Below are 24,341 nucleotides of genomic sequence, written 5' to 3'. Positions count from 1 at the left end.
ACAGGTGAAAAATAGCGGGCTCCGTGGATGACTTCCCTGCCAGTCTAGACAGTGAAATGCCACAGGGCAATATAAAAAAATTACGTGAGGCACATATTTTTTGCGGCAATCACCTGCGGGCAAATTGTTGCCTTGCACCAACCACTTTTCCTGTTGACGGGAGTACACTAGGCGCATACTGAAGGAGTTGCCATGTCCATATCCGCCCTTACCACCGGTACTTCGGGGCTGACCGCCAACCAGCGCGCGCTGGATGTGGCCGCCAACAATATCGCCAATGCGAATACGCCGGGCTTCCAGCCGCAGCAAGCCCAGTTCCAGGAAGCCAGCCCGGCCGGCACGGGCGTCACCCTGTCCGTCGAAGGACGCAAGCTGGCTGCCAGCGAAAGCGTCAGCGGCGCCAATGCGAATGCGGCCAAGGCGGCCGAAAGCCGGCCAAACGGCGTGGGCCTGGCGTCCGAACTGACGGATAACCTCGTCTACAAGGCTGGTTTCAACCTGTCGGCGAATGTCGTCAAGGCAGCCGACCAGGCCCTGGGCAGCCTGATCGACGTCAAGACCTGACCGCAGCGGCTATCGACTAGGTAGCCTGGTTTTTCATTTCCAGCGCTAGCGGCGCCATGGCCGGCCGGATCAGCGCCAGCAGCCGTTCGGCGGAAATACCGTCGCGCGCCTGCACCGACAAGCCATGCAGCAAGGCCGCATAGTAGTCGCCCAGCGCCTGCACGTCTGCTTCTCCTTTTAACTCTCCCGCCAGTTGCGCCGCGCGCAGGCGCTCGATGAGGGCTTGCGTCCGCGCACGGCGGTGCTGCGCCAGCCAGTCGGCGATGCCCGCGTTTTCCGCGCTCGTATTCGTGGCGGCCGTGACCACCATGCAGCCTTGCGGCTGGCCGCTGCGCGTGTACAGCAGCACGGCTTCTTCCAGCATGCGCGCCACCGCGTCGCGCACATTCAGGCTGGCCGCCAGCGCGTGCACGGCGAACGCGCCCTCGCCCGTTTCATACAATTCCACGGCTTCGCGGAACAGCTGCTCCTTCGAGCCGAACGCCGCATAGATGCGCGCCGAGGCGATGCCCAGCGCCGCCACCAGGTCGGCCATCGACACGCCCTCGTAGCCGCGCGTCCAGAACGCGTCGCGCGCCTTTGCCAGCGCCAGCGCGCGGTCGAATTCCCTCGGTCTTCCTGCCATTTTTATCCTCTGCTTGCGAACTGGCGGCCAGTATAACGCCTGGCACCCGCAGCGCATTCGCGATTTATTTTGCATGGCCGCCTTGACCGCGCAAAAAATTTCGCCTATTCTTTGTCGATCGACAAACAATAGGAGCCGATATGAAAACCATCCAAGGACCGAGCCTGCACCTGGCCCAATTCGCCGCCGACACGGCGCCCTTCAACACCCTGCCAGCCATCGCCGCATGGGCGGCCGGCATGGGCTTCAAGGCCCTGCAGATTCCCGCCTGGGATGCGCGCCTGTTCGACGTGGCGCAGGCCGCGCACAGCCAGCAATACTGCGACGATCTGGTCGCCATGCTGGCCGGCCATGGCCTCGTCATCAGCGAACTGACGACGCACATCTTCGGCCAACTGGTGGCCGTGCACCCGGCCTATGACGCGCTGTGCGACAGCTTCGCGCCGGCACACCTGCATGGCCAGCCAGAAGCGCGCACGGCGTGGGCCATCGAGCAAGTCAAGCTGGCGGCCATGGCGTCGAAACGCCTGGGCCTCACGGACATGGGCACGTTTTCCGGTTCCTTCGCCTGGCCCTACCTGTTCCCGTTCCCGCAGCGCCCGCCCGGCCTGATCGAAACGGCCTTCGATGAACTGGCGCGCCGCTGGCTGCCCATCCTCGACGTGTGCGAGGAACAGGGCGTCAACCTGTGCTACGAAATCCACCCGAGCGAAGACCTGCATGACGGCATCAGCTTCGAGATGTTTTATGAACGCGTGGGCCGCCACCCGCGCTGCAAGATGCTGTTCGATCCCAGCCACTTCGTGCTGCAGCAACTGAACTACCTGGAATTCGTCGACATCTACAAGGACCACATCCGCATGTTCCATGTGAAGGATGCGGAATTCAATCCGACGGGACGGCAAGGCATTTACGGCGGCTACCAGTCGTGGGAAAACCGCGCCGGGCGTTTCCGCTCGCTCGGCGACGGACAGGTCGACTTCAAGGCGATCTTCTCGAAGATGGCGCAGAACGACTACGCGGGCTGGGCGACGCTGGAATGGGAGTGCTGCCTGAAAGACCAGGAAGTGGGCGCGCGCGAAGGCGTGGCCTTCATCAATGCCCACATCATTCCCGTGACCGACAAAATCTTCGACGACTTCGCCGGCGCCTCCGTCAGCGCGCAACAGATCCATCAATTGCTGGGCATCCGGCACAACTAATCAAGGAAACCATATGAACGACTTCATTCACGACTACGTCCGCATCGACGGCCAGCGCCTCCATTGCGTCATCGCGGGTACCGGCAACGGCAAGCCCGTGCTGCTGATCCCCGGCTGGCCGCAGACCTGGTATGCGTGGCGCCACGTGATGGCGGCGCTGGCCGCCAGCGGCTACCAGGCCATCGCCATCGATCCGCCGGGCAGCGGTCATTCGGATCGCCCGGCCGGCGGCTACGACACGGGCGCCGTGGCGACCACCTTGCATCGCGCCATGCTGGCCCTGGGCCATGCGCAGTACGACGTCGTCGGCCATGACATCGGCATGTGGGTCGGCTATGCGCTGGCCAGCGATTTCCCGCAAGCCGTGACGAAACTGGCGCTGACGGAAGCCGTCATTCCCGGCCTGGCACCCGCGCCGCCGATTTTTGTCGCGCCGTCCGACAACATATTCCTGTGGCACTTCATGTTCAACCAGGTGCTGGACTTGCCGGAAATGCTCACGGCGGGCAAGGAGCGCGAGTACATCCGCTTCATTTTCGACCGCTGGTCGTACCGCCGCGACAAGGTGGCCGTCGACGTGTATGCGGACGCCTACGCCACGCCGGGCGCCCTGCGCGCCGGTTTCGCCTACTACCGCGCCATCCCCGAAACCATCAAGCAAAACCTCGAGCGGGCCAAGCGCAGCCTGGCCATGCCCGTGCTGGCCATCGGCGCCGACCATGCGACCAACGACGCGCCCCTGCTGACCATGCAGGGCAAGGCGGACAATCTGCAAGGCGCCATCGTCGCCGAATGCGGCCACTTCATCATGGAAGAACAGCCGGAAGCGTTCATCGCCCATTTGCTGCCCTTCCTGGCAGGAGAGGTGGCGTGAGCCTCGATCCGCTGATCGCCGCCTGGCTGGAACAGACAAAAGATGCGCCGCCGCCCGCCTCGCTGGCAGCGCTGCGGGCGGCCACGGAAACGGGCTTGCGCCAGCTGCACGGGCCATTGGAAGACGTCGCGGCCATCAAGGATTACGTGCTGCCGGGCGAGCACGCACTGACCGTGCGCGCCTATGTACCGGCCGGCGCGCAGACTGGCCAGCCCTTGCCGGCCATCGTCTTTGCGCATGGCGGTGGATGGTGTCTGTGTTCGCTGGACCTGTACGACAATCCGTGCCGCGCGCTGGCCAACGCCACCGGCTGCGTGATCTTTTCCGTCGACTACCGGCTGGCGCCCGAGCACAAGTTTCCCGTGCCGCTCGACGATTTTTACCGGGCAGTGTGCTGGGTCGCCGAGCATGCGGCGGCGCTGGGCATCGATGCGAAACGGCTGGCCGTGGGAGGCGACAGCGCGGGCGGCAACCTGGCCGCGGCGGCGGCGCTGATGGCGCGCGACCAGGCCGGGCCCGCACTGGCGCACCAGTTGCTGCTGTACCCGGCGCTCGATTTCGCCTTCGACACAGCTTCGTATCAGCGCCATGCGGAAGGTTTTTCGCTGACCCGGGAAGCCATGCGTTTTTGCTGGTCGGCCTACCTGAACGAGCCGGCCGACGGCATGCAGCCTTATGCCGCGCCGCTGCGGGCAGCTTCGCTCAAGGACTTGCCGCCGGCAACCGTGCTCGTATGCGAGTACGACCCGCTGCATGACGAAGGCGTCGCATATGCGCAGCGCCTGCGCGACAATGACGTGGAGGCCGAATGCGTGCAGCTCGACGGCATGATCCATGCGGCTATGCACATGCCGGGCTTGACGCCGACGGCGCGGGGATTGTTCGACGTGGCAGGCCAGGCGATGCGAATAGCGCTGGCAATGTAAGAAAAATCCGCCGCCGGGGATGGCTCCACGGCGGCGGCCTGCTGCGCGAGCATCACGGCGTCTCCAATAGCCATGGTGTTCTCTTCCGCCGCATATCGTCTTGTTTGGCGATGCTCAAGCACAAGCGCCGAAACGCTTGCGCACGTCAATTTTTCAGACATTTTTCCCGCACCATTTCATGCACCGCAGCATTTCGCTGTGCGAACGAATGTTTCACAAAACGATTGACACGCACAATTTGGCTAGGCAAACTGGTTTCCAGGGAGCCTGACAATGAATGCAAATATGACCAATATTCAGACCGCGGCAGATCCGGAACTGATCGTCTTTGGCGATGACGAGGAAGGCAAGGACCGCCAGTTCGTCAACGCGCTGGCGCGTGGACTGGAAGTGCTCCGTTGCTTTCGTCCCGGCGAAGTCTATCTGTCGAACGCGGACATGGCCAAGCGCACGGGCATCCCGAAACCGACGATTTCGCGCCTGACCTACACCCTCACCAAACTCGGCTACCTCAATTATTCGGACAGCCTGGGCAAGTACCAGCTGGGCGCCGGCGTGCTGGCCCTCGGCTACCGCATGCTGTCGAATCTCGACGTGCGCAAGATGGCGCGCCCGCTGATGGAGGAACTGGCGGAACACGCGCAGGCGTCAGTCTCGCTGGGCACGCGCGACCGTCTCAGCATGGTCTACGTGGAAACGTGCCGCAGCAGCGCCAACGTCACCTTGCGCCTCGACGTCGGCTCGCGCATTCCGCTGATGACGACGGCCATGGGCAAGGCCCTGCTGTGCATCCTGCCGCAGGCCGAACGCGACTACCTGATGGACCACGCCAGGGTGCACGAGACGGAACGCTGGCCCCGCATCAAGGCCGGCATCGAACAAGGCTTCAAGGATTACCAGGACCGGGGCTTTTGCATCTCGGCCGGTGAGTGGCAGAACGACGTGCATGCCGTGGGCGTGCCCATGCTGGGCGCCGATGGCGAACAGGTGATGGCCTTCAATTGCGGCGGCCCCGCCTTTTTGCTGTCGCGTGAAAAACTCGAATCGGACCTGGGACCGCGCCTGGTGGCCCTCGTCAAGACAGTGGAAAAAAACCTGGGCCGCGGTTAGACTGCGCGCCCCCCTCTCAACGACAGCTCAAATCTAAGCGCCGAGGAAACCGATGATACGCGACGAAGAAACCCTGAACATCCTGCTCGACAGCATCGCCCGTTTCGTGCGCGAAGTGCTGGTGCCGAACGAGGCGCTGGTGGCTGAAACAGATACGATACCGCCGGCCATCGTGGCGCAGATGCGCGAACTGGGCCTGTTCGGCCTGTCGATTCCGGAAGCGTACGGCGGCCTGGAACTGAGCATGGAAGAGGAAGTGCGCGTCGCTTTCGAGATCGCCCGTACCTCGCCCGCCTTCCGTTCGCTGATCGGCACCAACAACGGCATCGGCTCGCAAGGCATCGTCATCGACGGCACTGAAGCACAGAAACAGCACTACCTGCCCAAGCTGGCGGCCGGCGAGATCATCGGCTCCTTCGCCCTGACGGAAGCGGGTTCCGGTTCCGATGCGGCCTCGCTGCGCACGACGGCCGTGCGCGATGGCGACTTTTATATCCTCAACGGCAGCAAGCGCTATATCACCAACGCACCCGAAGCGAGCATCTTCACGGTGATGGCCCGCACGGACCCCGTCAAGCGCGGCGCCTCGGCCATTTCCGCCTTCATCGTGGAAAAGGATACGCCAGGCCTCTCGCTGGGAAAAATCGATAAAAAAATGGGCCAGCAAGGCGCGCATACCTGCGACGTCATCTTTGAAAACTGCCGTGTCCCGGCCGCGAATATCATCGGCGGCAAGGAAGGCGTGGGTTTTAAAACAGCCATGAAAGTGCTCGACAAGGGGCGTTTGCACATCGCCGCCGTCTGCGTGGGGGCGGCCGAACGCATGCTGGCCGATGCCCTCGCCTACGCCATGGAGCGCCAGCAGTTCGGCCAGCCCATCGCGGAATTCCAGCTGATTCAGGCCATGCTGGCCGACAGCAAGGCCGAGATTTATGCGGCGCGCAGCATGGTACTCGACGCGGCGCGCCGGCGCGACAACAAGGAAGACATTTCGACGGAAGCGTCGTGCTGCAAGCTGTTCGCCTCCGAAATGTGCGGCCGCGTGGCCGACCGCTCCGTGCAGATCCACGGCGGCGCCGGCTACATCAGCGAATATGCGGCTGAGCGTTTCTACCGCGACGTGCGCCTGTTCCGTATTTACGAAGGTACGACGCAGATCCAGCAGATCGTCATCGCCCGCAACATGATCAAGGCGGCGCAAAAGTGAAGGAGGCCGCGATGGACATCCCCGCCCTGCTGGCCGGCTTGCCGGTGCGCCTGTCGGCCATCCCCGCCTACTGGGCGGCGCGCGCGCCCGATGCGCCGGCGCTGCATGAAGGTGGTCGCCTCTGGACCTATGCGCAGCTGCAACACAGTGTGGAACATGCGGCGCTGCTGCTGCACCAGCTGGACGTGCGCGCCGGCGACCGCCTGATGGTGGTGGGCGAAAATGGCGCGCTGCAGGTGGCGCTGATCTTCGCGGCCGCCAGCATCGACGCGTGGATCGTCAACGTCAATGCCCGCCTGTCGGCGCGCGAAATCGACACCATCGCTGCGCACAGTTCCGCACGGCGCGTGCTGTTCCTGGCCGGCGCCTCGCCGGAAGCGGCCGCGCATGCGGCGCGGCGCGGGGCCAGCGCCGTCACCGTCGATGGCATGGGCGAGCTGCTGGCAGGTGAATTGAACGCGGCAGCCATCGCGGAAGACACGGTCCCCGGCAACGAACAGGTGGCCGCGCTGATCTACACGACGGGCACGACGGGCCAGTCGAAAGGCGTGATGCTCACGCACCGCAACCTGCTGTTCATCGCCGCCGTCTCCAGCACCTTGCGGGGCTTGACGCGCAGCGACCGCGCCTACGGCGTGCTGCCGATTTCGCACGTGTACGGCCTCGCTTCAGTGGCGCTGGGCACGCTGTATGCGGGCGCCGCCTTATATCTGGTGCCGCGCTTTTCCGTCGACGGCCTGCTCTCGGCACTGAAGGACGATGAATTGACCATCGTGCAGGGCGTGCCCGCCATGTACGCCAAGCTGCTGCAAACCCTGGGCGGGGCCGATACGCCGCTGCCCACGCGGCTGCGCTTTGCGTATGCGGGCGGCTCGCCGCTGGCGCCGTCGCTCAAGCACGAGGTGGAAAAACTGCTGGGCACCGCGCTGCACAATGGCTACGGCATGACGGAAAGCGCGCCCACCATCAGCCAGACGCGCTTGGAAACGCCACGCCGCGACGATTCCGTCGGCATGCCGATCCCCGGCGTGGAAGTGCGCGTGGTGGACGTCGCTGGCCTGGACATGGCGCCAGGCGAAGCGGGCGAATTGTGGATACGCGGGCCGAACATCATGGCCGGCTACTACCGCGAACCGGCCATGACGGCGGCCACCATGCGCGACGGCGGCTGGCTGAACACGGGCGACATGGCGCGCCAGGATCCCGACGGCGCGCTGTTCATCGTGGGACGCACCAAGGAACTGATCATCCGCTCCGGCTTCAATGTGTATCCGCTGGAAGTGGAAACGGCCCTGAACGCCCACCCGTCCGTGGTGCAGTCGGCCGTGGTGGGACGCACCCTCGCCGATGGCAACGAGGACGTCATCGCCTACGTGGAACTCGACCCGCGCCAGCCCGCCAGCGTGGCACAATTGCAGGCCTGGCTGGCGCAAACGCTGTCGCCGTACAAGTGCCCGTCCGCCATCATCGTCATGGAAGCGCTGCCGGCCGCCGCCACGGGCAAGATTTTAAAGGGGCAGCTGCGGCAAATGGCGCAGAATACCCTGTGAATTAACCCTGCTGTACCAGACCCGACAATAAAACCAAGCCACATCACCGGAGGAGACACGATGAAACGCACCTACACACGCATCGCCATGGCAGCGCTGGTTGCCAGCGCCTGGATGGCAAACGCCAGCGCCGACGAATTCCTGGTCGGCGCGGAAATCCCGCTGACGGGCAACCTGGCGCGCGTCGGCGCCGGCATGCAGGAAGGGATCATGGTCGCGGCCGAGGTATTCAACAAGACCAACGGCAAGCACACGATCAAGATCATCACCGTCGACGACGAATCGGCCCCCGCCAAGGCCATCGCCGCCGTGGAAAAGCTGGCCAGCCAGGGTGTGGTGGCCATCACGGGCGGCTACGGCTCGAACAATATCTCGCCCGCCTCGGACACGGCGAATAAACTGGGCCTCGTCTACATCACTTCGGGCGGCGTGGACGACAGCCTGGTGACCAGCGGGCGCAAGAATTTTTTCCGCATCAATAACACGGCAGGCTACGAAAAAGCCATGCTGGGATTGCTGCAGGACGTGGGCGCCAAGTCCGTCTCCATCGTGTATTCGACCAAGGACGCCACCACGGGCCTGGCGAAAGACGTGGAAAAAGCCCTGGCTGCCAAGGGCGTGAAAGTGACGACGCACTCGTTCGACCCGGCCATTACCGACTTCAAGCCCATCATCAACAAGATCAAGCTGCAGGACAAATCGGAAGTCGTGGCCATGGTCGGCTACGAAAACGATTACGTGGGCATCATCCGCGCCGCGCGCGTGCTGAAACCGAAGATCAAGGCCATGGTGGGCGTGTGGTCGCTGGCCACGCCGAAGATGGCGGCCGACTTCCCCGACCTGATGCCGAACGTGTTCGGCACGGCACTGCTGCCCTTCCCCACGGAATTCAAGACAGCCGACGGCAAGGCCTTCAGCGACGCCTACAAGCAGCTGTACAAGAAGGAGCCGGACTACCTGGGCCAGTTCGGCTATGTGCAATCGATGCTGCTGTTCGAAGCGATCGCGCGCGCAGCCGACAAGGGCACCATCAAGAAAGGCGGCGTGGCCGACGAGATGCGCAAGACGGACCGCGAAACCCTGATCGGCCGCGTGCAGTTTGCCGCCAATGGCGACAACCAGAACTTCGTGCACCGCATGGCGCAGCACCAGGACAAGAAAGTGGTCATCGTCTGGCCGAAGGAACACGCGACGGGCAAGCTGGCCTATCCAGCCCTGCCCTGGTAAACGGCAGCCTCCCGCTGCACACGCGCGCGCCCGCACGGACGCGCACCGATGAACGGCGGCCATGGCGCATGCTTCGCGATGCGCCAGGGTGGCCTGACGGGATGACGACATGACAGAATTAATTTTGCAAGCCCTGTATTCGGGCTTGCTGCAGGGCGGCTCCTACGCTCTGATCGCACTGGGACTGGCGCTGGTCTTCGGCACCATGAAAGTGATCAACCTGGCGCACGGCGAACTGGTGCTGCTGGCCGCCTACATCGCCTACAGCGTGGAATCAGGCCTGGGACTCGGTCCCATGTTCGCCATTCCCATCGCGCTGGTGATCGTCAGCCTCACGTCCGTGGGCGTGTACCTGATCGTCAGCCGCATCAAGAAAGACCGCGAAATCAATTCGCTGATCCTCACCTACGGCATCGGCGTGATCCTCACCAATTTCATCCTGCTCGTATGGAAGGCGGACATCCGCTCGACGTCGTCGAGCTGGCTGCAGGAAGGCATCGAGATCGGCCCGTTTTTCAGCATGCGCAGCGAAGTGATTTTCTTTGGCGTCAGCCTGGTGCTGATGGCGGCCCTGTGGCGCTGGCTGTCGACCAGCTGGTATGGCCGCGCCGTGCGCGCCGTTTCCAGCAACCGCGACGCGGCCAAGCTGATGGGCATCGACCCGGGCCGCACGGAACTCGTGTCCTTTCTGGTCGCCGGCATCCTGGCCGCCTTCGCCGGCGTCGCCCTGTTCAGCTATGGCGTGATCCAGCCTGCCTACGGCGGCGCGCTGACGGTCAAAGCCTTCATCATCACGGTATTGGCCGGCATCGGTTCGATTCCCGGCGTGCTGCTGGCCGCCGTGCTGCTGGGCGTGGCCGAAGCCTTGACCGTCACCCTGGCCAGCTCCGCGCTGCAGGAATTGTCGGGCATGGTGCTGTTCCTGCTGGTGCTGTTCATCATGCCGAACGGCTTGTTCGGCGCACAACGGAGGCGCGGATGAAGCGCTCGACTTTGATTTCCACGGCGGGCCTGCTGCTGGCCGCCTATATCGCCGTGCCGCTGGCCCTGGGCGCAAACCAGTATGTGATGAGCATGGTGGTGGCGGCCCTGGTCATCGGCGGCGTGGCCATGTCCTGGGCCCTGCTGGGTAACTTGGGCGGCATGGTCAGCTTCGGCCATGCGGCCTTCTTCGGCGTGGGCGCATATGTTTCCGCGCTGGCCACCGTGAAACTGGGCTTGCCCGTGTTTGCCGCCATGCTGCTGGGCGGCGCGGGGGCTGCCATCGCCGCCGTCATCATGCTGCCCGTGCTGCGCCTGCGCGGGCCGTATTTTGCGCTGGCCATCCTCGCCTACGCCCACATCTTCCGCATCCTGGCGACAGAATGGAGCTCGGTGACGGGCGGCGCCGGCGGCATCAACAATATTCCCACCTTGCCCACCGTCTTCGGCTTCGATCTGGCCAGCAAGACGGGCGCCTACCTGGTCGTGCTGACCCTGGTGGTGGCGTGCGCGTTTGCCTACAGCCGCATCCGCGCCAGCCACTACGGCATCGCCCTGCGCGCCATGCACGACAGCGAAGACGCCACGCGCGTCGTCGGCGTCAACAGCACCTTGCTGAAAGGCGCGATGCTGCTCGTGTCGGCCTTCATGGCTGGCCTGTTCGGCGCCTTCAACGCCCACTACATCAACTTCCTGGAACCGGACTACGCCTTCAACAGCCTGTGGGTGACCTTGCCGATCGTGGCGGCCATCTTCGGCGGCTACCGTACGATACTCGGCCCCGTGCTGGGCGCCGTGGTGGTCTACCTGGTCGACCAGCTGATTTTCAAGTCGCTGATCCCCACGGGCCACCAGCTGGTGCTGGGCGTGCTGCTGGTGGCGATGATCGTCTTCAGTCCGAACGGCTTGCTGCCGCTGCTACGCAAGACGTTCAAAGCGAAGGAGAAAGCACATGCTTGAACTCGATAATGTGTCCGTGCGCTTCGGCGGCCTGACGGCCGTCGATTCCGTCACCTTGAAAGTGGCCAGCCACGACGTGATCGGCCTGGTGGGCGCGAATGGCGCCGGCAAGACCACCCTGTTCAATGCGATCTCGGGCCTCGTGCGCCCCACCAGCGGCGGCATCCGCTTCGAGGGGCGCGACATCATGGCCACGCCCATGTACCAGCGCGCACGCCTGGGGCTGGGCCGCACCTTCCAGATTCCGCAACCGATGCATGAATTGACGGTGCGCGAGAACCTCGTCGTGGCGCAGCGCTTCGGCACGGGCAAGGTGGACCAGCGCAAGATCGATGAAATCCTCGATTTCACGAGCCTGGCGGACAAGGCCGAGCGCGACGCGGCCAGCGAACTGGCGCTGACGGAATTGAAAGCGCTGGAAGTGGCCAAGGCGCTGGCGACGAACCCGAAACTGCTGCTGCTCGACGAAGTGCTGGCGGGCCTGGAAACGAACGGCAAGCGCCGCTTCATGGGCATGCTGAAGGACTTGCACGCGGCCTTTGGCGTGGGCATCGTCATGATCGAGCACGACATCGAAACCATCAGCAATCTGTGCCAGCGCGTAGCCGTGCTCAATTTTGGCCAGCTGATCGCCGACGGCACGCCCGACGCCGTCTTCCGCGACCCGGCCGTCATCGAAAGCTATACAGGGGCAGCCCATGCTTAAAATTGAAAACCTGCGCGCCGGCTATGGCGCCATCAATGTGCTGTGGGATGTGTCGCTGGCTATCCAGAAGGGCAAGCTGACCACCATCATCGGCCCGAACGGGGCCGGCAAGACGACCCTGCTGCGCGCCATCATGGGCTTGCTGCCCGTGGGCGCGGGCAGCATCGCGCTCGATGGCAGGCCCATCAACGGCACGCCGACGTGGAAGATGAGCGATGCGAGGGTGACGATGATACCCGAGGGGCGCATGACGTTCCGCGACATGAGCGTGGAAGAAAACCTGATCATGGGCGCGTTTCCGAAAGAGCACCGCAGCTACATGCCGGCGCGCCTGGCCGAAGCCTACGCCATGTTCCCGCGCCTGCACGAACGGCGCAAGCAGCTGGCCGGCTCGCTCTCCGGCGGCGAGGCGCAGATGCTGGCGATGGCGCGGGGCCTGATGTCGGACCCGTCGCTCCTGATCATCGACGAGCCATCGCTGGGCCTGGCGCCGCTGGTGGTCAACGAACTGTTCGAGATCCTCGCGCGCCTGAACGACGGCAAGCGCACCATCATCCTCGTGGAACAAAACACGGCGCGGGCCGTGGGCGTGGCCGATCACGTCTACCTGATGCAAAGCGGTAAGGTGGCGCTGTCGCAAAAAGCCGATGAGGTCGACCTCGAGCACCTGCACGAACTGTATTTTGCGCGCTGAGCGATATCGGCCGCACGCGGCCGGCCATCAGTCCTCGTCGTCGGCCAGTTTGCCAAACGCCAGCAAGGCACTCTTGTCGAGTCCGCTCGTCACGAAAGGATCGTCGGCGGGGAAGCGGCCCGTATCGGCCAGCATGCGCAGCTTGCTCAAGCGCTCGCCCAGTGCCAGCGCTTGCGCCTGCGGATCGGCATCGGCCTGCCCCACCTGTCCGATCGCGCGGGTCACGGACTGGGGAAACTCCCACAATTCGGCGATCCGCACCGACAGGATGCGCGCTTGCGCAAACACCTGGGCAATGAAGGCGTCCGATTGCGGAAAGACATCGGGCGCATGCATCTGGTCGATCAGCCGGAACGCCACCACCAGGCCGACATTGGCCATCAGTCCCGCGAGATAGGCGTCGAATGCGTTGGCATGCATGGCCGGCGCGACCAGGCTGGCCGCCAGCGCACATTTCTCGGACTGGCGCCAGATCAGCGGCGCCGTGCGCACGGTCAGCCCACCGCTTTGCATGCTGACGATGGGACGGAAGGCGACGCGGGCGAGCAGCATGCGCATGCCGTTTTGCCCGAGCAGCATGATGGCGCCTTCCATATTGCTGATCGACGGGCTGGCGTTATAGCGCGACTGGTAGCAGGGCCGGTTCGCTTCGCGGTAGACCTCGGCGACCAGCAGCACGTCCTGGGCCAGTTGGGCCGACAGCTTGGCCGCGCTCATGTTTTCATCTTGCAAGGTACGCATCAACTGCGGAATGATGGCAGGAATGCGCGGTACCAGCGCAGCGCCAGCGATCGGTTCACGGGTCAGGCGCGCCAATTCGTCCAGAATCTGCTGTTCGGTCTCATCCGGCGCCTGCGCCGCACTCGCGGCCGCCAGCCAGCGGTAGTACATGGCATCGATTTCGGTGATGGTGGCTGGCTGCCGTGCCGCCTCGGCAGCGGCCGCTGCCGCGACTGCCGCAGGCTTGCTTTTTTCGTCGCCGCCGTTCAGTAATTTTCCTATCCAGCCCATATTGCTATCCAAGCCCTATCTGCATCACTATCGCGCAATCCGCTCCATGATTTTACTTGATGATGGCAGCGCTGGTGCGGCTGGCGTGAGCGCTTTGTCCATCTGCCGCAACATGCTAAAGTGGCATTGAATGCCCCCTGCCCTGCCCGACAAGCGATCAATCATGAACAATCCACTTGCGCACTACCTCACCAGCCAGGCGTATAACAACGGCTGGGCCAACCACCGCCTGCTGAAGGCTTGCGGACAGCTGACCCAGGCCGAATTCCAGGCCAAGCGCGTCAGTTTTTTCCCCACCATCCAGTTCACCCTGAACCACATTCTCACCTGCGACTGGTTTTATCTCGATGCGCTCGAACGCGAGCTGCGCGGCGAAGCACCGCATGCCGACTGCTACGTCTTCTTTGAACACGATGAACCGTTCACCGATTTCGCGGCCCTGCATGCGGCGCAGCGCGCGTCGGACCAGCGCCTGATCGCCCATTGCCGCAGCCTGTGCGACACGGACCTGGCGCGGCCCGTGACGATATTGCGCGACACGCCGCAAGTCGACACGCGCCAGCGCCTGCTGGCACACCTGTTCCAGCACCAGATCCACCACCGGGGGCAAGTGCATGCCATGCTGGCCGGCACGCGCATCGCGCCGCCCCAGCTCGATGAATTTTATTGCGCCGGCGAGGCAAGCGAGCGGGCGCAGGATTTCCTGGAACTGGGCTGGACGGAAGACGACGTCTGGGGACCGCGCTGAGTTATTCCTCGGCGTGGCAGCAGACGCACAGCTTGTTGCCGTCGAGGTCGCGGAAATAGGCGCCATAGTAATGGGCGTGGTAATGCGGGCGCAAACCGGGCGGCCCTTCGCACGCGGCGCCCAGCGCCAGCACGGCCTGGTAGCAGCGATCCACCTGCGCACGGCTGGCGGCCAGCAAGGCCGTCATCTGGCCATTACCGGGCGCGGCCGGCAAGCCGTCATGCGGCGCCGTCAGCACGAACAGCGGCCGCGGCGCCTGCTGCGCCATCCAGCCCGCCCAGGGCTTGGCAGGGTCATGAAATTTTTCGATCAGACCGAGTTCTTCCAGCAGGGCCGTATAGAAAGCGTAGGCGCGGGGAAAATCGTTGGTGCCGAGACAAATATGGGATAGCATGCTGCTCCTTCATGAGTTCAAACGGGTGTGCGGCGCAATGCGCGAGCTGATTATAATGGCGCATCGCTTTCCGACACGCTCCCATGCCAGACCTCGACCGCCTTCAGCTGCACCCACCCTCCAGCGCCGACCTTCCCGCTTTGCTGGCCTTCGAACTGGAAAACCGCGCGTATTTTGAACACTGGGTCACGGCGCGCGCGCCGTCCTACTATCACCAGGAAGCCATCGCCGCCGCCATCGAGCAGGCGCAGCGCGAGCGCGAACAGGACCGCGCCTACCAGTACCTGGCCAAGCTGGACGGGCAGATCATCGGCAGGGTCAACCTGACGGGCATCACGCGCCCCTATTTCAACAAGGCAGCGCTCGGCTACCGCATCGGCGAACGGTTCGGCGGACGCGGCTACGCCACGCGCGTGGTGGCCCTGCTGCTGGATGAAGCGTTTGGCGCGCTGGACCTGTGGCGCCTGGAAGCGACGGCGCGGCCGCAAAACCTGGGCTCGGTCGCGGTCATGCAGCGCAACGGTTTTCATCAATATGGCAAGTCGGAACAAGCCATGTTTTTCCAGAATGCCTGGTCGGACTTGCTGTATTTTGAGCGGCGCAACACGCAAGCCATGGCCTGAGATGCCGCATTTTTCCGGCAGCAACGCGACTTTTCTCCTATCAGGGGCGACTTTGTCACAGCGCAAAGCCGCACCATGATGGACTGATAACGTCAAAGCTCGGGAATCTTCCCAACCTTGCCAAGTCCAACATGAAACTGCGGCTACGCCTGTTCGAACATGTGCTGCTGGTGCTGGCCTTGGCCGTCGTCATCTTTGCCGCCGCCATCGTGCTGGCGCGCATGACACAGTGGGCGGAAGCGCGGGAGTTGCCCGCCTATCTCGTGCAGGGCATGCACCTGGTGGGCAAGGTGCTGTTTTTCCTGGACGGCTGCATCGTCATCGCCGTCAGCAGCATCCTGGCCGCCCGGCTGTTCCGCATGCTCACCAAGGAGGATTTATGAATGATCTTCACTACCTGCTGACGCTCCGGCATCCGCGCCGCTTCTGGTGCAGCGCCATCGTCATCGCCGTGGCCTCGGCCATCGTGCTGGGTCCCTGGCTCGACAGCATTCCATGGCTGGTGGCCATCCCCTTCGTCGGTGGCGGCTTGCTGGTGGCGCTCGGTGAGCTGTGGGATGACATGCACGGCAAGCGCCTGCACAATGGCGACGATACGCAGTCACCGTGCCGCCATCCTTGAGACCGCCATGGTGATGCGTACACGCAACAGCAGTCACGCCATGCCTGCCATTTGCCTGCGCAGTGCTTCTATTTAAGACTGGCTTCAGCCTCGCCATGCATCGTGAACAGGTCGCCAGCAGCCATGGCGTTTCCCTTCACCATCACGGGCACAGCCCAGCGAAAGAGCCGACATGAGCACATGGATGCGCGCCAACAAAGGTTTTTTGATGTTTCTCCTGCTGTTCGGCGTGTTCCGCACGGCCGTGGCAGACTGGAATCCTATCCCGTCGGCATCCATGCGCCCCAACCTGCTCGAGGGTGATGTCGTCTTCGTCAACCGCCTCGCCTTCAACCTGAAAGTGCCGCTCACCGATATCGTGCTGCAGCGCCTGGGCGAACCGCAGCGGGGCGACATCGTCACCTTTTCCTCGCCGAAAGACGGCACACGATTGATCAAGCGCATCATCGCCCTGCCCGGCGACACGGTGGAAATGCGCAATGAACAGTTGGTCATCAATGGCCAGCCCGCCCAGTACACGGCGCTCGACACGGCGCCTGAAACCATCGCCCACGTGGGTCAGCTGACGGCCCAGCGGATCAGCGAACGCAACCAGACGGAACAGCACCGCATCCAGGTCTTGCCGCAAATCGCAGGCGCGGCCCGCAGCTTTGCCCCCGTGACGGTGCCGGCCGACCATTTCCTCATGCTGGGCGATAACCGCGACAACAGCGCCGATTCGCGCTACTTCGGTTTCGTGCCACGCGCATTGCTGATCGGCAAGGCCGAGCGCATCCTCGTCTCAGCCAATATCCAGGAGCATTGGCAGCCGCGGCTGCAGCGTTTCGGCATGAAGCTGGAATAAACGTTACCCTTGCAACGGCGCCATGCTTTTCGGTTAGCATGGCGCATCATGCAAAACTTTCCCTCAGCCAGCCAGCAGTCCGCCAGCGACAATCGTCCCCTCGAGCAGCTGGCGCAGTTCCTCCAGCGCCATCCCGACGTGCTGCTGCTGACGGGCGCCGGCATCAGCACGGCGTCCGGCATACCCGCCTACCGCGATACGGAAGGCGTGCGGCGCGGCAATGCCCCCGTGCAAGGACCCGATTTTCGCCGCCAGGAAGCCGTGCGCCGCCGCTACTGGGCGCGCAGCATGGTGGGCTGGCCAACCCTGGCGCGCGCCACGCCGAATCCCGGTCACCTGGCCATCGCGCAACTGGCCCAGCGCCAGCAAGTCGGCGGCCTGGTCACGCAAAACGTCGATGGCCTGCATCAGCAGGCCGGCAGCGCCGCCGTCACGGAGTTGCACGGCAGCATACATGGCGTCGTCTGCCTCGATTGCCGTACCCGCCACACGCGCCGCCTGATCCAGGAGCAGCTCGAACGCGACAATCCCCAACTGCTGGGCGCCACGGCCACGCCGGCGCCCGATGGCGACGCCTTGCTCGAGCCGTCTCAGCTGGCCACTTTCCACGTGCCCGTCTGTCCCCGCTGCGGCGGCCCCCTGCAGCCCGACGTGGTGTTTTTCGGCGATGGCGTCCCCGCCGCCTGCGCGGCCGAGGCCGAAAGCAAGATGCACGCGGCCAGCGCCCTGCTGGTGGTGGGCTCGTCCGTCATGGTGTATTCGAGCTTTCGCCTGTGCCGCATGGCGGCCGAAACGGGCAAGCCCGTGGCCGCCATCAACATGGGCAAGACGCGCGCCGACCATTTGCTGGCATTCAAGACCGATGCCCCGGCACAAGACATCTTGCCTGCATTAGCGGCCATGCTGGGCTGATCCCGCGCCGGCCCTGCGCCGCTCTGGCTATACTGTGGCATTAACGAGGAGAATTCATGCTGGAACTGTTGAGTGAACACGCCTGTTTTGGCGGCGTACAACGCTTTTATCGCCACGACGCGCAAGCCATCGGCTTGCCCATGCGTTTCTCGGCCTTCATTCCCGACACGGCGCCAGGCGCCACGGTCACCACCAGGCGCCCCGCCCTGTTTTACCTGGCGGGCCTGACCTGCACGGAAGAAACGTTCATGATCAAGGGCGGCGCGCAGCGCGTGGCGGCCGAGGAAGGCCTGATCCTGATCGCGCCCGACACCAGCCCCCGTGGCGCGAACATCGCAGGCGAAAGCGACTCGTGGGATTTCGGCGTGGGCGCCGGCTTTTACGTGGACGCCACCGAAACGCCATGGAACAGCCACTACCGCATGTACAGCTACCTGCTGGAACTGCGCGCCCTGCTGGAGCAGGAACTGGCGATCGATGCGCAACGCACGGGCATTTTCGGCCACTCGATGGGCGGCCATGGCGCGCTGGTACTGGCCTTGCGCAACCCGGAACTGTTCCGCTCCGTGTCCGCCTTCGCCCCCATCGCCGCACCGAGCCAATGTCCGTGGGGCAAGAAAGCATTCGCGGGCTACCTGGGCAGCGATGCCGCCAGCTGGCAGCAGTACGACGCCAGCGCGCTGATGCGCGGCCTGCAGGGCCAGCCGCCGCTGTTCCCCGAAGGCATCCTGATCGACCAGGGCCTGGCCGACAAATTCCTGCCCGAACAACTGCACCCCGACATCTTCGAAGCGGCGTGCCGCGACGCCGGCCAGCCATTAAGGCTGCGCCGCCATGCCGGCTACGACCACGGCTATTACTTCATCGCCAGCTTCATGGAAGAGCATGTGCGCTTCCATGCACGCAACTTGCGCGCCCTGATGGCATAAGCCAGCAAGGCGCCGGAACACGTTAATGCCATCAATACCTGATTTTTTCGATTCCTCGCTCACGGCCCGTGACGAATCGGATCAGCTTGAGCCTGGCTAGTCGAAGCAAACTTGCACGCCAGACTGCAGGGACCGATTCGGGTGCCGCAAGCTGTTTTCAAGATGCCCGATTGTGTAAAACGGTACACCCGAATAGCAAATAGACCGGCAATACCTCCGCTCCTACAATGCGAGCAGCAGTTCAGGAAAAGACCGTCTTTTTCTGCTCGATATTCTGCTCACTACATAGGAGAAGGTCATGGGTATGTTTGATTTTATTGGCGAGATCATGGATGCAACCGTGGATGCCATAGGCTCTGCCGTGGACACAATCGCGGAAAATCCCGTCAAATCCATTGCGATCGGTGTCGCCACGGTCGCCACCGGTGGTACCGCGCTGGCGTTTGCCGGCCCGATTGCCGGCGTGATCGGCACGACAGGCTTGCTGGGGGCCGCCAGTACCGGAACGCTCATCAGCACCACGGCTGGCGCCGCACTGGTCAACGGGTCCTTGGCAGCCTTGGGCGGCGGTGCTCTCGCTGCTGGTGGCGGAGGCATGGCGGCGGGCACGCTGGTTGTCGGCGCAGGCGGAGCGACGCTGGGAGCGGCGGCTTCCGGCGCGGTGGCGGCCGCTGCCACCTGAGCTGTACCGCGCCAAACCTTCATGAAATACAATCAGGGCGGACACTGAGCCGCCTTCACTTTGGAGCATGGCATGGGCCGCATATCGGCATCTCACACGGCTGGCCTGGATCTGCTGGATCAATTATTCTTCAACCAGATTCTGGTGCATTGCCTTTTTAACCAGGAACGTCGCTGGCTGAGGAGTCTCGCCGAGGATCTGGATCGTGAGCTTACGGACAAGGGCATGGCCGGCGTACAACGGCAGGTCGTCAAACATGGCGTCTTGTGCCTGATGGAAGCAGAATTGTCCGACTCGCTATTTTTACTGAAAGAGACTTATCCGGACAATGTTCCGCCACTGCCCGAAGACACCACCATGGAGCGGCTTGAGGAAAGCGAAAGATACAAGCTGAACTTTTTTGAAGGGTATGTACTCGCCGTTCTGAGCAAGGCCCATGCGTGCGACAAGGACGTGATCATCGACATCACGAACAATTTGCTGGAAAAATACGCACCGGCACCATCCACCGTGCGCTACCGTTTGATGGAGCGCATGTTTGCTTTTGAGTTTATTGCCGCGCCCATCGATTGCTTTGCCTGGCTGTCCAGGATGGGCGTGCTGAAAAGCGTCAAGCATCCCGGTGCCGCCTTGACATCCTGCCATGCGCCGGAATTCCTGCCACGCCTCGCACTGCTTTGCGAATTCAATGTGCTGCGCGACCACATACGGCGCCAGGTAAAACTGGGCACGCAAGCGGCAGACGTGAGCGTGGAAAACATCAGAAAAATCGTGGAAATCTCTGATAAGACGATACGCTTGTTATCCGAAAATAAGAGGAAAGAAACGGATGTCAATAACATGGCCAGTACGAAAAACAGCTTTGCCATCATTGATCTTGCGGAAATAGAAAACCCAGCCAAGGTACATCTTTTTTTTGCCCGTTTGCATGCATACACCGTACGATTCCGGGTTTTTCAAGGCTCCCTGGCTAGCTGGGTAGGCATGCTATGTGGCGGCACAGTGGAAGTCTTGCAGCAATCTCAAGATAAAAAAACCCCCATCTTTACGGGTGAGTTCAATGAAGGGACCTCGACGCAAGAAGTTTACGAGCAGATGAGCAAGCGCGGCTTCGAGATCACACCGCGTGCCATATACGATCGCCACCGTGACTTCAAGGAAACAGCGCTGCGGGCAGTCACGATTTACTACAAGATGAAACTTTTCGAAAACGCGGCTCTTCCTCCCGACGTCAAGGATCTGACCTACGAAGCGGTTTCCTGGCAATGTGAATGCCTGACGCCCACCCCACGGCGCAATGCCGGCTCGCCAAGCTGACAAGGCCTTGCCTCCACAGCAAGCGGACAGTGATCGCTACTGCGCCGTACTGGTATGCCCGTTGAAATGGCGCGTGTACCAGTCTGTTGCCAGCAGCGCCGCCTGGTGGCGCGTGTCGGGGCCGCTGGGTGCGGCGATCTGTTCCAATTGCTTGTCGCAACGCAAGGTGGCAAATGCCATGCGGTTCAAGCCGGCCACGTCGGGGTCGCGTCCGCCCACGATCAGCAGCGACGGCACGCGCACGTTTTCCAGCGCCGCCTTGCCGGCCATTTCCACCTGGCCATCGCAGACGGCCAGCGCAGCGATTTCCGCGCTGCGCCAGGCCGCCAGCTGCATCACGACGGCCGCGCTGGTGCCATAGCCATACAGGCCGCAGGGCAAGCGCCGCGTGGATGGGTCCACTTGCAGCCAGCCCAGGGCTTTTTCCAGCTGGCGCGCCAGCAGCACGATATCGCTGCGCACGAAATACGCGTGGCCATTGCTGCCGCCGCCAGGCTCGACACCACCCTGGTCGAAGCGCAAGGTGGCGATGCCCGCTCGCAAAAAATCTTGGGAGGTGGCGTGGCTGGAAGCGCCCAGATAGTCGCTATCGGCGCCCGCGCCGTGGGCAAACAGGACGATGCCCACAGGCCGCTCGGGCATTTCAAGCACGCCGTCCATTTGAAGTTCATCGGCCGTGATGCTGACAAATTGTTCTTGCATGGCTGCCTCCGCTATCGAGCTGGAATGACGCTGACATCAAGCTGAAATCACGCTGCTAATGCGCTGATCGGCAATCATCAGTGTACCAGCCTGCGCCAGTTCCCGCGCGGCGCACGTCAAATTCGCCACGCGCGCCCATCAGACGGCGCCGTGCCGGTCCAGCCCCTTGAGCACGGCTTCCGGGCGGATCGGCAAATGCCGCACGCGCGAGGCCACGGCGGCAAAGATGGCGTTGCCGATCGCCGGCGCCACGGCCGTCGTGGGCGGCTCGCCCATGCCCGTCGATGTTTGCGTTCTGGCAACAAATTCAATGTCAAGCTCGGGCACGTCGGCCATGCGCAGCGGCGTGTAGCTATTCAGGTTGGTATCCTTCACCTGGCCGTTGAGGAAGGCCGTGCCTTCATGCAAGGCCATGCTCACGCCCCACAGGGCGCCCCCTTCCGCCTGCGCCAGCGCGCCATCAGGGTCGACGATGCTGCCCGCGTCGATCACCATGAACAGCTTTTCGACTTTCACCATGCAAGTGCTGCGGTCCACTTTCACCCGGGCAATGCAGGCCGTCCAGGTCGGCATGTCGCGTTCCTGGCCAAACGTGGCGGCAATGCCCAGGCCCGTGTCGGGCGGCATGGCCGTGCCCCAGCCTGCCTTGTCCGCCACGCGCCGCAGCACATGGGCCAGGCGCGCGGCGCCGCCGACGGCGTTCGGCGCGCTGCCCGCATTGCGCCCCGTCGCCTGCAACAGCGACAGACGGAACGCCAGCGGATCGACCTTGGCCGCCTGCGCCGCCTCATCCATGAAACTTTCCACAGCCCAATTCGTCCAGCCGGGCCCCACGGAACGCAGCCAGCCGGGGCGGAAACTGCTGTTGGCCAGGTCGTTCGACACGGCCCGCACGCGCTGCGCGCCCACCGAATACCAGTGGTCGGCGCCGGCGATGGCGAACGTGTCATACGGATGGCCCTGCTTATCCTTGGCCAGGAAGGCGGGGATCATCACTTGCGTGGGCCAGCCCGCGCTGGCCTCGTGCACCATCGCCGACACCTTGCCCGCGTCGTCGAACGCCATGCGCACGTGCTGCACCGATGGCGAACGGGGCGAATCGAAACGGGTGTCGTCGGCCCGCGTACAAATCATCTTGACGGGCCGCCCCACAGCTTGCGCCGCCAGCGCGGCCGGCACGCAATAATCGCCATTCAGGCGCCGCCCGAAACCGCCACCAAGCAGATAGGTATGCAGCATGACATGGCTCTCGGGCACCTTCAACGCCTGCGCCAGCACGGGCAGTATCAACGATTGCCACTGGTTGCCCGCATGAATGTGCCAGACGCCGTCGATTTCCTGCGCCAGGGCATTCACGGGTTCCAGCTGGAAATGCAACACGGTACTGGTCGTGTAGTGGCGCTCCAGCTGCAGGCTGGCATCGTTGAACGCTTGCTCCACGCCATCGTCATCGACGACGCGGGCGCCCAGGCTCGCATCGGCCAACTGCTTGCCGGCGTAGTTGACAATATCCTGCTCCGCCACGTGGGCCGCCGCGCCGGCCCGCCATTTCACTTGCACGAGCTCGGCCGCGCGCATGGCGGCCGCATACGTTTCGGCCACCACCATGACCCAGCCGGGCACCGTGCCGCTGGGATCCTGCAAGGCGAACGAACGCAGATAACCTTGCACCTTTTTCGCGGCCGTATCATCGATGGAGACCACTTTCGAGCCGTAGCGGGTCGGCGGGATCTTCGGGCGCGCAAACAGCATGCCCTCGACTTCCGCATCGATGCCGTACACGGCCGTACCATTGATTTTCGCGGGGATGTCGAGCGCCTGCACGTGCTGGCCGACCAGGCTGCGCTGCTGCGGCGTTTTCAGCACGATGGCTTTCAGTTGCTCGGGCGTGTACTGGCGCGCCAGCTTGCCACGGCGCACGATGTCGCCATAGCTGATCGACCGCCCCCGGCCATGCACGACACCCAGCCTCGCGTGACAGGCCGACACGGGCACGCGCAGCAGGCGCGCGCCTTCCTCGACCAGCGCGAGGCGCCCGGCCGCGCCGGCTCGGCTGAGCGGATCGAAATTCTGCCAGACGGACCAGCTGCCACCCGTCACCATCAAGCCCCATTTCGGGTCCGTGTCCACGTAATGCAGGCGTACTTTGCTCCAGTCCGCTTCCAGCTCCTCGGCCACGATGCGCGCCAGGGCCGTGCCAATGTGCTGGCCCATTTCCGCCTTGGCGATGTTGACGGTGACGATGCCGTCGCGGCCGATCTGGAACCAGATGCCGGGATCGAACACGGGCGCGGCGCTTTGCTTAGACTGCACGGGCGCCGCCTTGCCTGCGGCCAGGGTGCTGTCGGCGCGCAAGAAGGCGAGCGTAAACCCCGTGCCGGCGGCGGCAATCAGGAAACCGCGCCGGCCCAGCGCGCTGGGGCGGGCAGCTGAATTTTCTTTCGGTAACTTAAACACCGGGCGCCTCCTGCATGCCGGCCGCCAGTTTGATCGCCTTGCGGATGCGCACATACGCCATGCAGCGGCACAGGTTGCCGCTCATGACGGCGTCGATATTCGCATCGGTCGGCTGCGGGTAATCTTTCAGCAGGGTGGCCGCCTGCATGATCTGGCCCGACTGGCAATAGCCGCACTGGGGCGCCTGCGTGGCGAGCCACGCCCGCTGCAACGGGTGCGTGCCATCGGGCGACAGGCCTTCGATGGTGGTGATGGCGCAGCCGGCCACGGCGGCAATCGGCGTGATGCACGAGCGCATGGCGCGGCCATCCACGTGCACGGTGCAGGCGCCGCACATGCCGATGCCGCAGCCAAACTTCGTGCCTTTTAATTTAACTTCGTCGCGCAGCACCCACAGCAGGGGCGTCTCGGCGTCAACCTCGGTGCCGAAGGGCTGGCCATTCACGGTCATGTTGTACATAGAGTCTTTCAGTA

Annotated in this window: 27 protein-coding genes; 21 read left to right on the top strand and 6 right to left on the bottom strand. The window is 63.6% G+C overall.

The features are described from left to right. The first annotated feature begins 192 nt into the window (after window positions 1-192). A complete protein-coding gene (locus MRBLMS1_RS12800) occupies window positions 193-564 on the top strand; it encodes a flagellar basal body protein (RefSeq protein ID WP_034757354.1) in 372 nt (123 codons plus the stop codon). A gap of 16 nt (window positions 565-580) precedes the next feature. Here MRBLMS1_RS12800 and MRBLMS1_RS12795 read toward each other — a convergent pair whose 3' ends face one another. Continuing rightward, window positions 581-1,189, bottom strand: coding sequence for a TetR/AcrR family transcriptional regulator (locus MRBLMS1_RS12795; RefSeq protein WP_485879640.1), 609 nt, complete (start codon window positions 1,187-1,189; stop codon window positions 581-583). 140 nt (window positions 1,190-1,329) lie between these two features. Between MRBLMS1_RS12795 and MRBLMS1_RS12790 the strand changes: the two genes are divergently transcribed. The 11 genes from MRBLMS1_RS12790 to MRBLMS1_RS12740 all read left to right on the top strand — a co-directional run bounded on the left by MRBLMS1_RS12790 (window position 1,330) and on the right by MRBLMS1_RS12740 (window position 12,626). Next, window positions 1,330-2,391, top strand: a complete 1,062-nt coding sequence (locus MRBLMS1_RS12790; protein ID WP_485879639.1) for a sugar phosphate isomerase/epimerase family protein — start codon at window positions 1,330-1,332, stop codon at window positions 2,389-2,391. Window positions 2,392-2,404: 13 nt separating this feature from the next. Beyond that, a complete protein-coding gene (locus MRBLMS1_RS12785) occupies window positions 2,405-3,265 on the top strand; it encodes an alpha/beta fold hydrolase (protein ID WP_485879638.1) in 861 nt (286 codons plus the stop codon). After that, window positions 3,262-4,191 (top strand): alpha/beta hydrolase, encoded by a 930-nt coding sequence (locus tag MRBLMS1_RS12780; protein ID WP_485879637.1) that lies wholly within the window; start codon window positions 3,262-3,264, stop codon window positions 4,189-4,191. The genes MRBLMS1_RS12785 and MRBLMS1_RS12780 overlap by 4 nt, the downstream gene beginning before the upstream one ends. Window positions 4,192-4,476: 285 nt before the next feature. Beyond that, window positions 4,477-5,301 carry an IclR family transcriptional regulator gene (locus tag MRBLMS1_RS12775; protein WP_035817702.1) on the top strand — a complete coding sequence of 275 codons (825 nt, stop codon included), beginning with the start codon at window positions 4,477-4,479 and terminating at the stop codon, window positions 5,299-5,301. Window positions 5,302-5,353: 52 nt separating this feature from the next. Further along, complete coding sequence (locus MRBLMS1_RS12770) at window positions 5,354-6,508, top strand: acyl-CoA dehydrogenase family protein (RefSeq protein ID WP_485879636.1); 1,155 nt, start codon at window positions 5,354-5,356, stop codon at window positions 6,506-6,508. Between the two features lie 11 nt (window positions 6,509-6,519). Further along, complete coding sequence (locus MRBLMS1_RS12765) at window positions 6,520-8,058, top strand: class I adenylate-forming enzyme family protein (RefSeq protein WP_485879635.1); 1,539 nt, start codon at window positions 6,520-6,522, stop codon at window positions 8,056-8,058. Window positions 8,059-8,118: 60 nt separating this feature from the next. Then, entirely contained in the window at window positions 8,119-9,285 is a 1,167-nt protein-coding gene (locus tag MRBLMS1_RS12760) for an ABC transporter substrate-binding protein (protein WP_034757328.1), read from the top strand. Window positions 9,286-9,394: 109 nt separating this feature from the next. After that, the gene (locus MRBLMS1_RS12755; protein ID WP_034757323.1) at window positions 9,395-10,267 is read left to right on the top strand and encodes a branched-chain amino acid ABC transporter permease; all 873 of its coding nucleotides are present in this window, start codon (window positions 9,395-9,397) and stop codon (window positions 10,265-10,267) included. Continuing rightward, on the top strand, window positions 10,264-11,226 hold the full coding sequence (locus MRBLMS1_RS12750; RefSeq protein ID WP_128139737.1) for a branched-chain amino acid ABC transporter permease: 963 nt from the start codon (window positions 10,264-10,266) through the stop codon (window positions 11,224-11,226). The genes MRBLMS1_RS12755 and MRBLMS1_RS12750 overlap by 4 nt, the downstream gene beginning before the upstream one ends. Further along, entirely contained in the window at window positions 11,219-11,932 is a 714-nt protein-coding gene (locus MRBLMS1_RS12745) for an ABC transporter ATP-binding protein (protein WP_456149301.1), read from the top strand. Before MRBLMS1_RS12750 ends, MRBLMS1_RS12745 begins: the two co-directional genes overlap by 8 nt. Further along, complete coding sequence (locus tag MRBLMS1_RS12740) at window positions 11,925-12,626, top strand: ABC transporter ATP-binding protein (RefSeq protein WP_128139739.1); 702 nt, start codon at window positions 11,925-11,927, stop codon at window positions 12,624-12,626. Before MRBLMS1_RS12745 ends, MRBLMS1_RS12740 begins: the two co-directional genes overlap by 8 nt. A gap of 27 nt (window positions 12,627-12,653) precedes the next feature. Here MRBLMS1_RS12740 and MRBLMS1_RS12735 read toward each other — a convergent pair whose 3' ends face one another. After that, a complete protein-coding gene (locus MRBLMS1_RS12735; protein WP_456149300.1) occupies window positions 12,654-13,649 on the bottom strand; it encodes an HDOD domain-containing protein in 996 nt (331 codons plus the stop codon). Window positions 13,650-13,800: 151 nt separating this feature from the next. Here MRBLMS1_RS12735 and MRBLMS1_RS12730 point away from each other — a divergent pair, with 151 nt between their 5' ends. After that, window positions 13,801-14,385 carry a DinB family protein gene (locus MRBLMS1_RS12730; protein ID WP_485879634.1) on the top strand — a complete coding sequence of 195 codons (585 nt, stop codon included), beginning with the start codon at window positions 13,801-13,803 and terminating at the stop codon, window positions 14,383-14,385. A gap of 1 nt (window position 14,386) precedes the next feature. Here MRBLMS1_RS12730 and MRBLMS1_RS12725 read toward each other — a convergent pair whose 3' ends face one another. Continuing rightward, window positions 14,387-14,779: a VOC family protein gene (locus MRBLMS1_RS12725; RefSeq protein WP_485879633.1), complete on the bottom strand. Its 393-nt coding sequence runs from the start codon at window positions 14,777-14,779 to the stop codon at window positions 14,387-14,389. An 83-nt stretch (window positions 14,780-14,862) separates the two neighbouring features. Between MRBLMS1_RS12725 and MRBLMS1_RS12720 the strand changes: the two genes are divergently transcribed. From MRBLMS1_RS12720 to MRBLMS1_RS12685, 8 genes are all read left to right on the top strand, one after another. Continuing rightward, entirely contained in the window at window positions 14,863-15,402 is a 540-nt protein-coding gene (locus tag MRBLMS1_RS12720) for a GNAT family N-acetyltransferase (protein ID WP_485879632.1), read from the top strand. 131 nt (window positions 15,403-15,533) lie between these two features. Next, the gene (locus tag MRBLMS1_RS12715) at window positions 15,534-15,785 is read left to right on the top strand and encodes a hypothetical protein (RefSeq protein WP_034757293.1); all 252 of its coding nucleotides are present in this window, start codon (window positions 15,534-15,536) and stop codon (window positions 15,783-15,785) included. Further along, window positions 15,782-16,024 (top strand): hypothetical protein, encoded by a 243-nt coding sequence (locus MRBLMS1_RS12710; protein WP_070304326.1) that lies wholly within the window; start codon window positions 15,782-15,784, stop codon window positions 16,022-16,024. Before MRBLMS1_RS12715 ends, MRBLMS1_RS12710 begins: the two co-directional genes overlap by 4 nt. A gap of 172 nt (window positions 16,025-16,196) precedes the next feature. Continuing rightward, window positions 16,197-16,868 carry a signal peptidase I gene (lepB, locus tag MRBLMS1_RS12705; protein WP_070304325.1) on the top strand — a complete coding sequence of 224 codons (672 nt, stop codon included), beginning with the start codon at window positions 16,197-16,199 and terminating at the stop codon, window positions 16,866-16,868. 48 nt (window positions 16,869-16,916) lie between these two features. After that, window positions 16,917-17,780, top strand: coding sequence for an NAD-dependent protein deacetylase (locus tag MRBLMS1_RS12700; protein WP_485879631.1), 864 nt, complete (start codon window positions 16,917-16,919; stop codon window positions 17,778-17,780). A 56-nt stretch (window positions 17,781-17,836) separates the two neighbouring features. Next, window positions 17,837-18,709: an S-formylglutathione hydrolase gene (gene fghA, locus MRBLMS1_RS12695; protein WP_485879630.1), complete on the top strand. Its 873-nt coding sequence runs from the start codon at window positions 17,837-17,839 to the stop codon at window positions 18,707-18,709. A gap of 298 nt (window positions 18,710-19,007) precedes the next feature. Further along, on the top strand, window positions 19,008-19,391 hold the full coding sequence (locus MRBLMS1_RS12690) for a hypothetical protein (RefSeq protein ID WP_485879629.1): 384 nt from the start codon (window positions 19,008-19,010) through the stop codon (window positions 19,389-19,391). A 72-nt stretch (window positions 19,392-19,463) separates the two neighbouring features. Continuing rightward, window positions 19,464-20,708, top strand: coding sequence for a hypothetical protein (locus tag MRBLMS1_RS12685; protein WP_485879628.1), 1,245 nt, complete (start codon window positions 19,464-19,466; stop codon window positions 20,706-20,708). A gap of 36 nt (window positions 20,709-20,744) precedes the next feature. Here the strand turns inward: MRBLMS1_RS12685 and MRBLMS1_RS12680 are convergent, their stop codons facing one another. The 3 genes from MRBLMS1_RS12680 to MRBLMS1_RS12670 all read right to left on the bottom strand — a co-directional run bounded on the left by MRBLMS1_RS12680 (window position 20,745) and on the right by MRBLMS1_RS12670 (window position 24,327). Next, window positions 20,745-21,410 carry a dienelactone hydrolase family protein gene (locus tag MRBLMS1_RS12680; protein ID WP_139092353.1) on the bottom strand — a complete coding sequence of 222 codons (666 nt, stop codon included), beginning with the start codon at window positions 21,408-21,410 and terminating at the stop codon, window positions 20,745-20,747. 138 nt (window positions 21,411-21,548) lie between these two features. Next, window positions 21,549-23,867: a xanthine dehydrogenase family protein molybdopterin-binding subunit gene (locus MRBLMS1_RS12675; protein ID WP_485879627.1), complete on the bottom strand. Its 2,319-nt coding sequence runs from the start codon at window positions 23,865-23,867 to the stop codon at window positions 21,549-21,551. Beyond that, the gene (locus MRBLMS1_RS12670; protein ID WP_034757277.1) at window positions 23,860-24,327 is read right to left on the bottom strand and encodes a (2Fe-2S)-binding protein; all 468 of its coding nucleotides are present in this window, start codon (window positions 24,325-24,327) and stop codon (window positions 23,860-23,862) included. The genes MRBLMS1_RS12675 and MRBLMS1_RS12670 overlap by 8 nt, the downstream gene beginning before the upstream one ends. Window positions 24,328-24,341: the final 14 nt, after the last annotated feature.

The organism is Massilia sp. LMS1-1-1.1, from assembly GCF_040815535.1.
GTDB classification, from domain to species: domain Bacteria; phylum Pseudomonadota; class Gammaproteobacteria; order Burkholderiales; family Burkholderiaceae_D; genus Janthinobacterium; species Janthinobacterium aestuarii.
The sequence above is the reverse complement of the archived record's forward strand: the minus strand, read 5'-3'. Positions and strand labels throughout refer to the sequence as shown.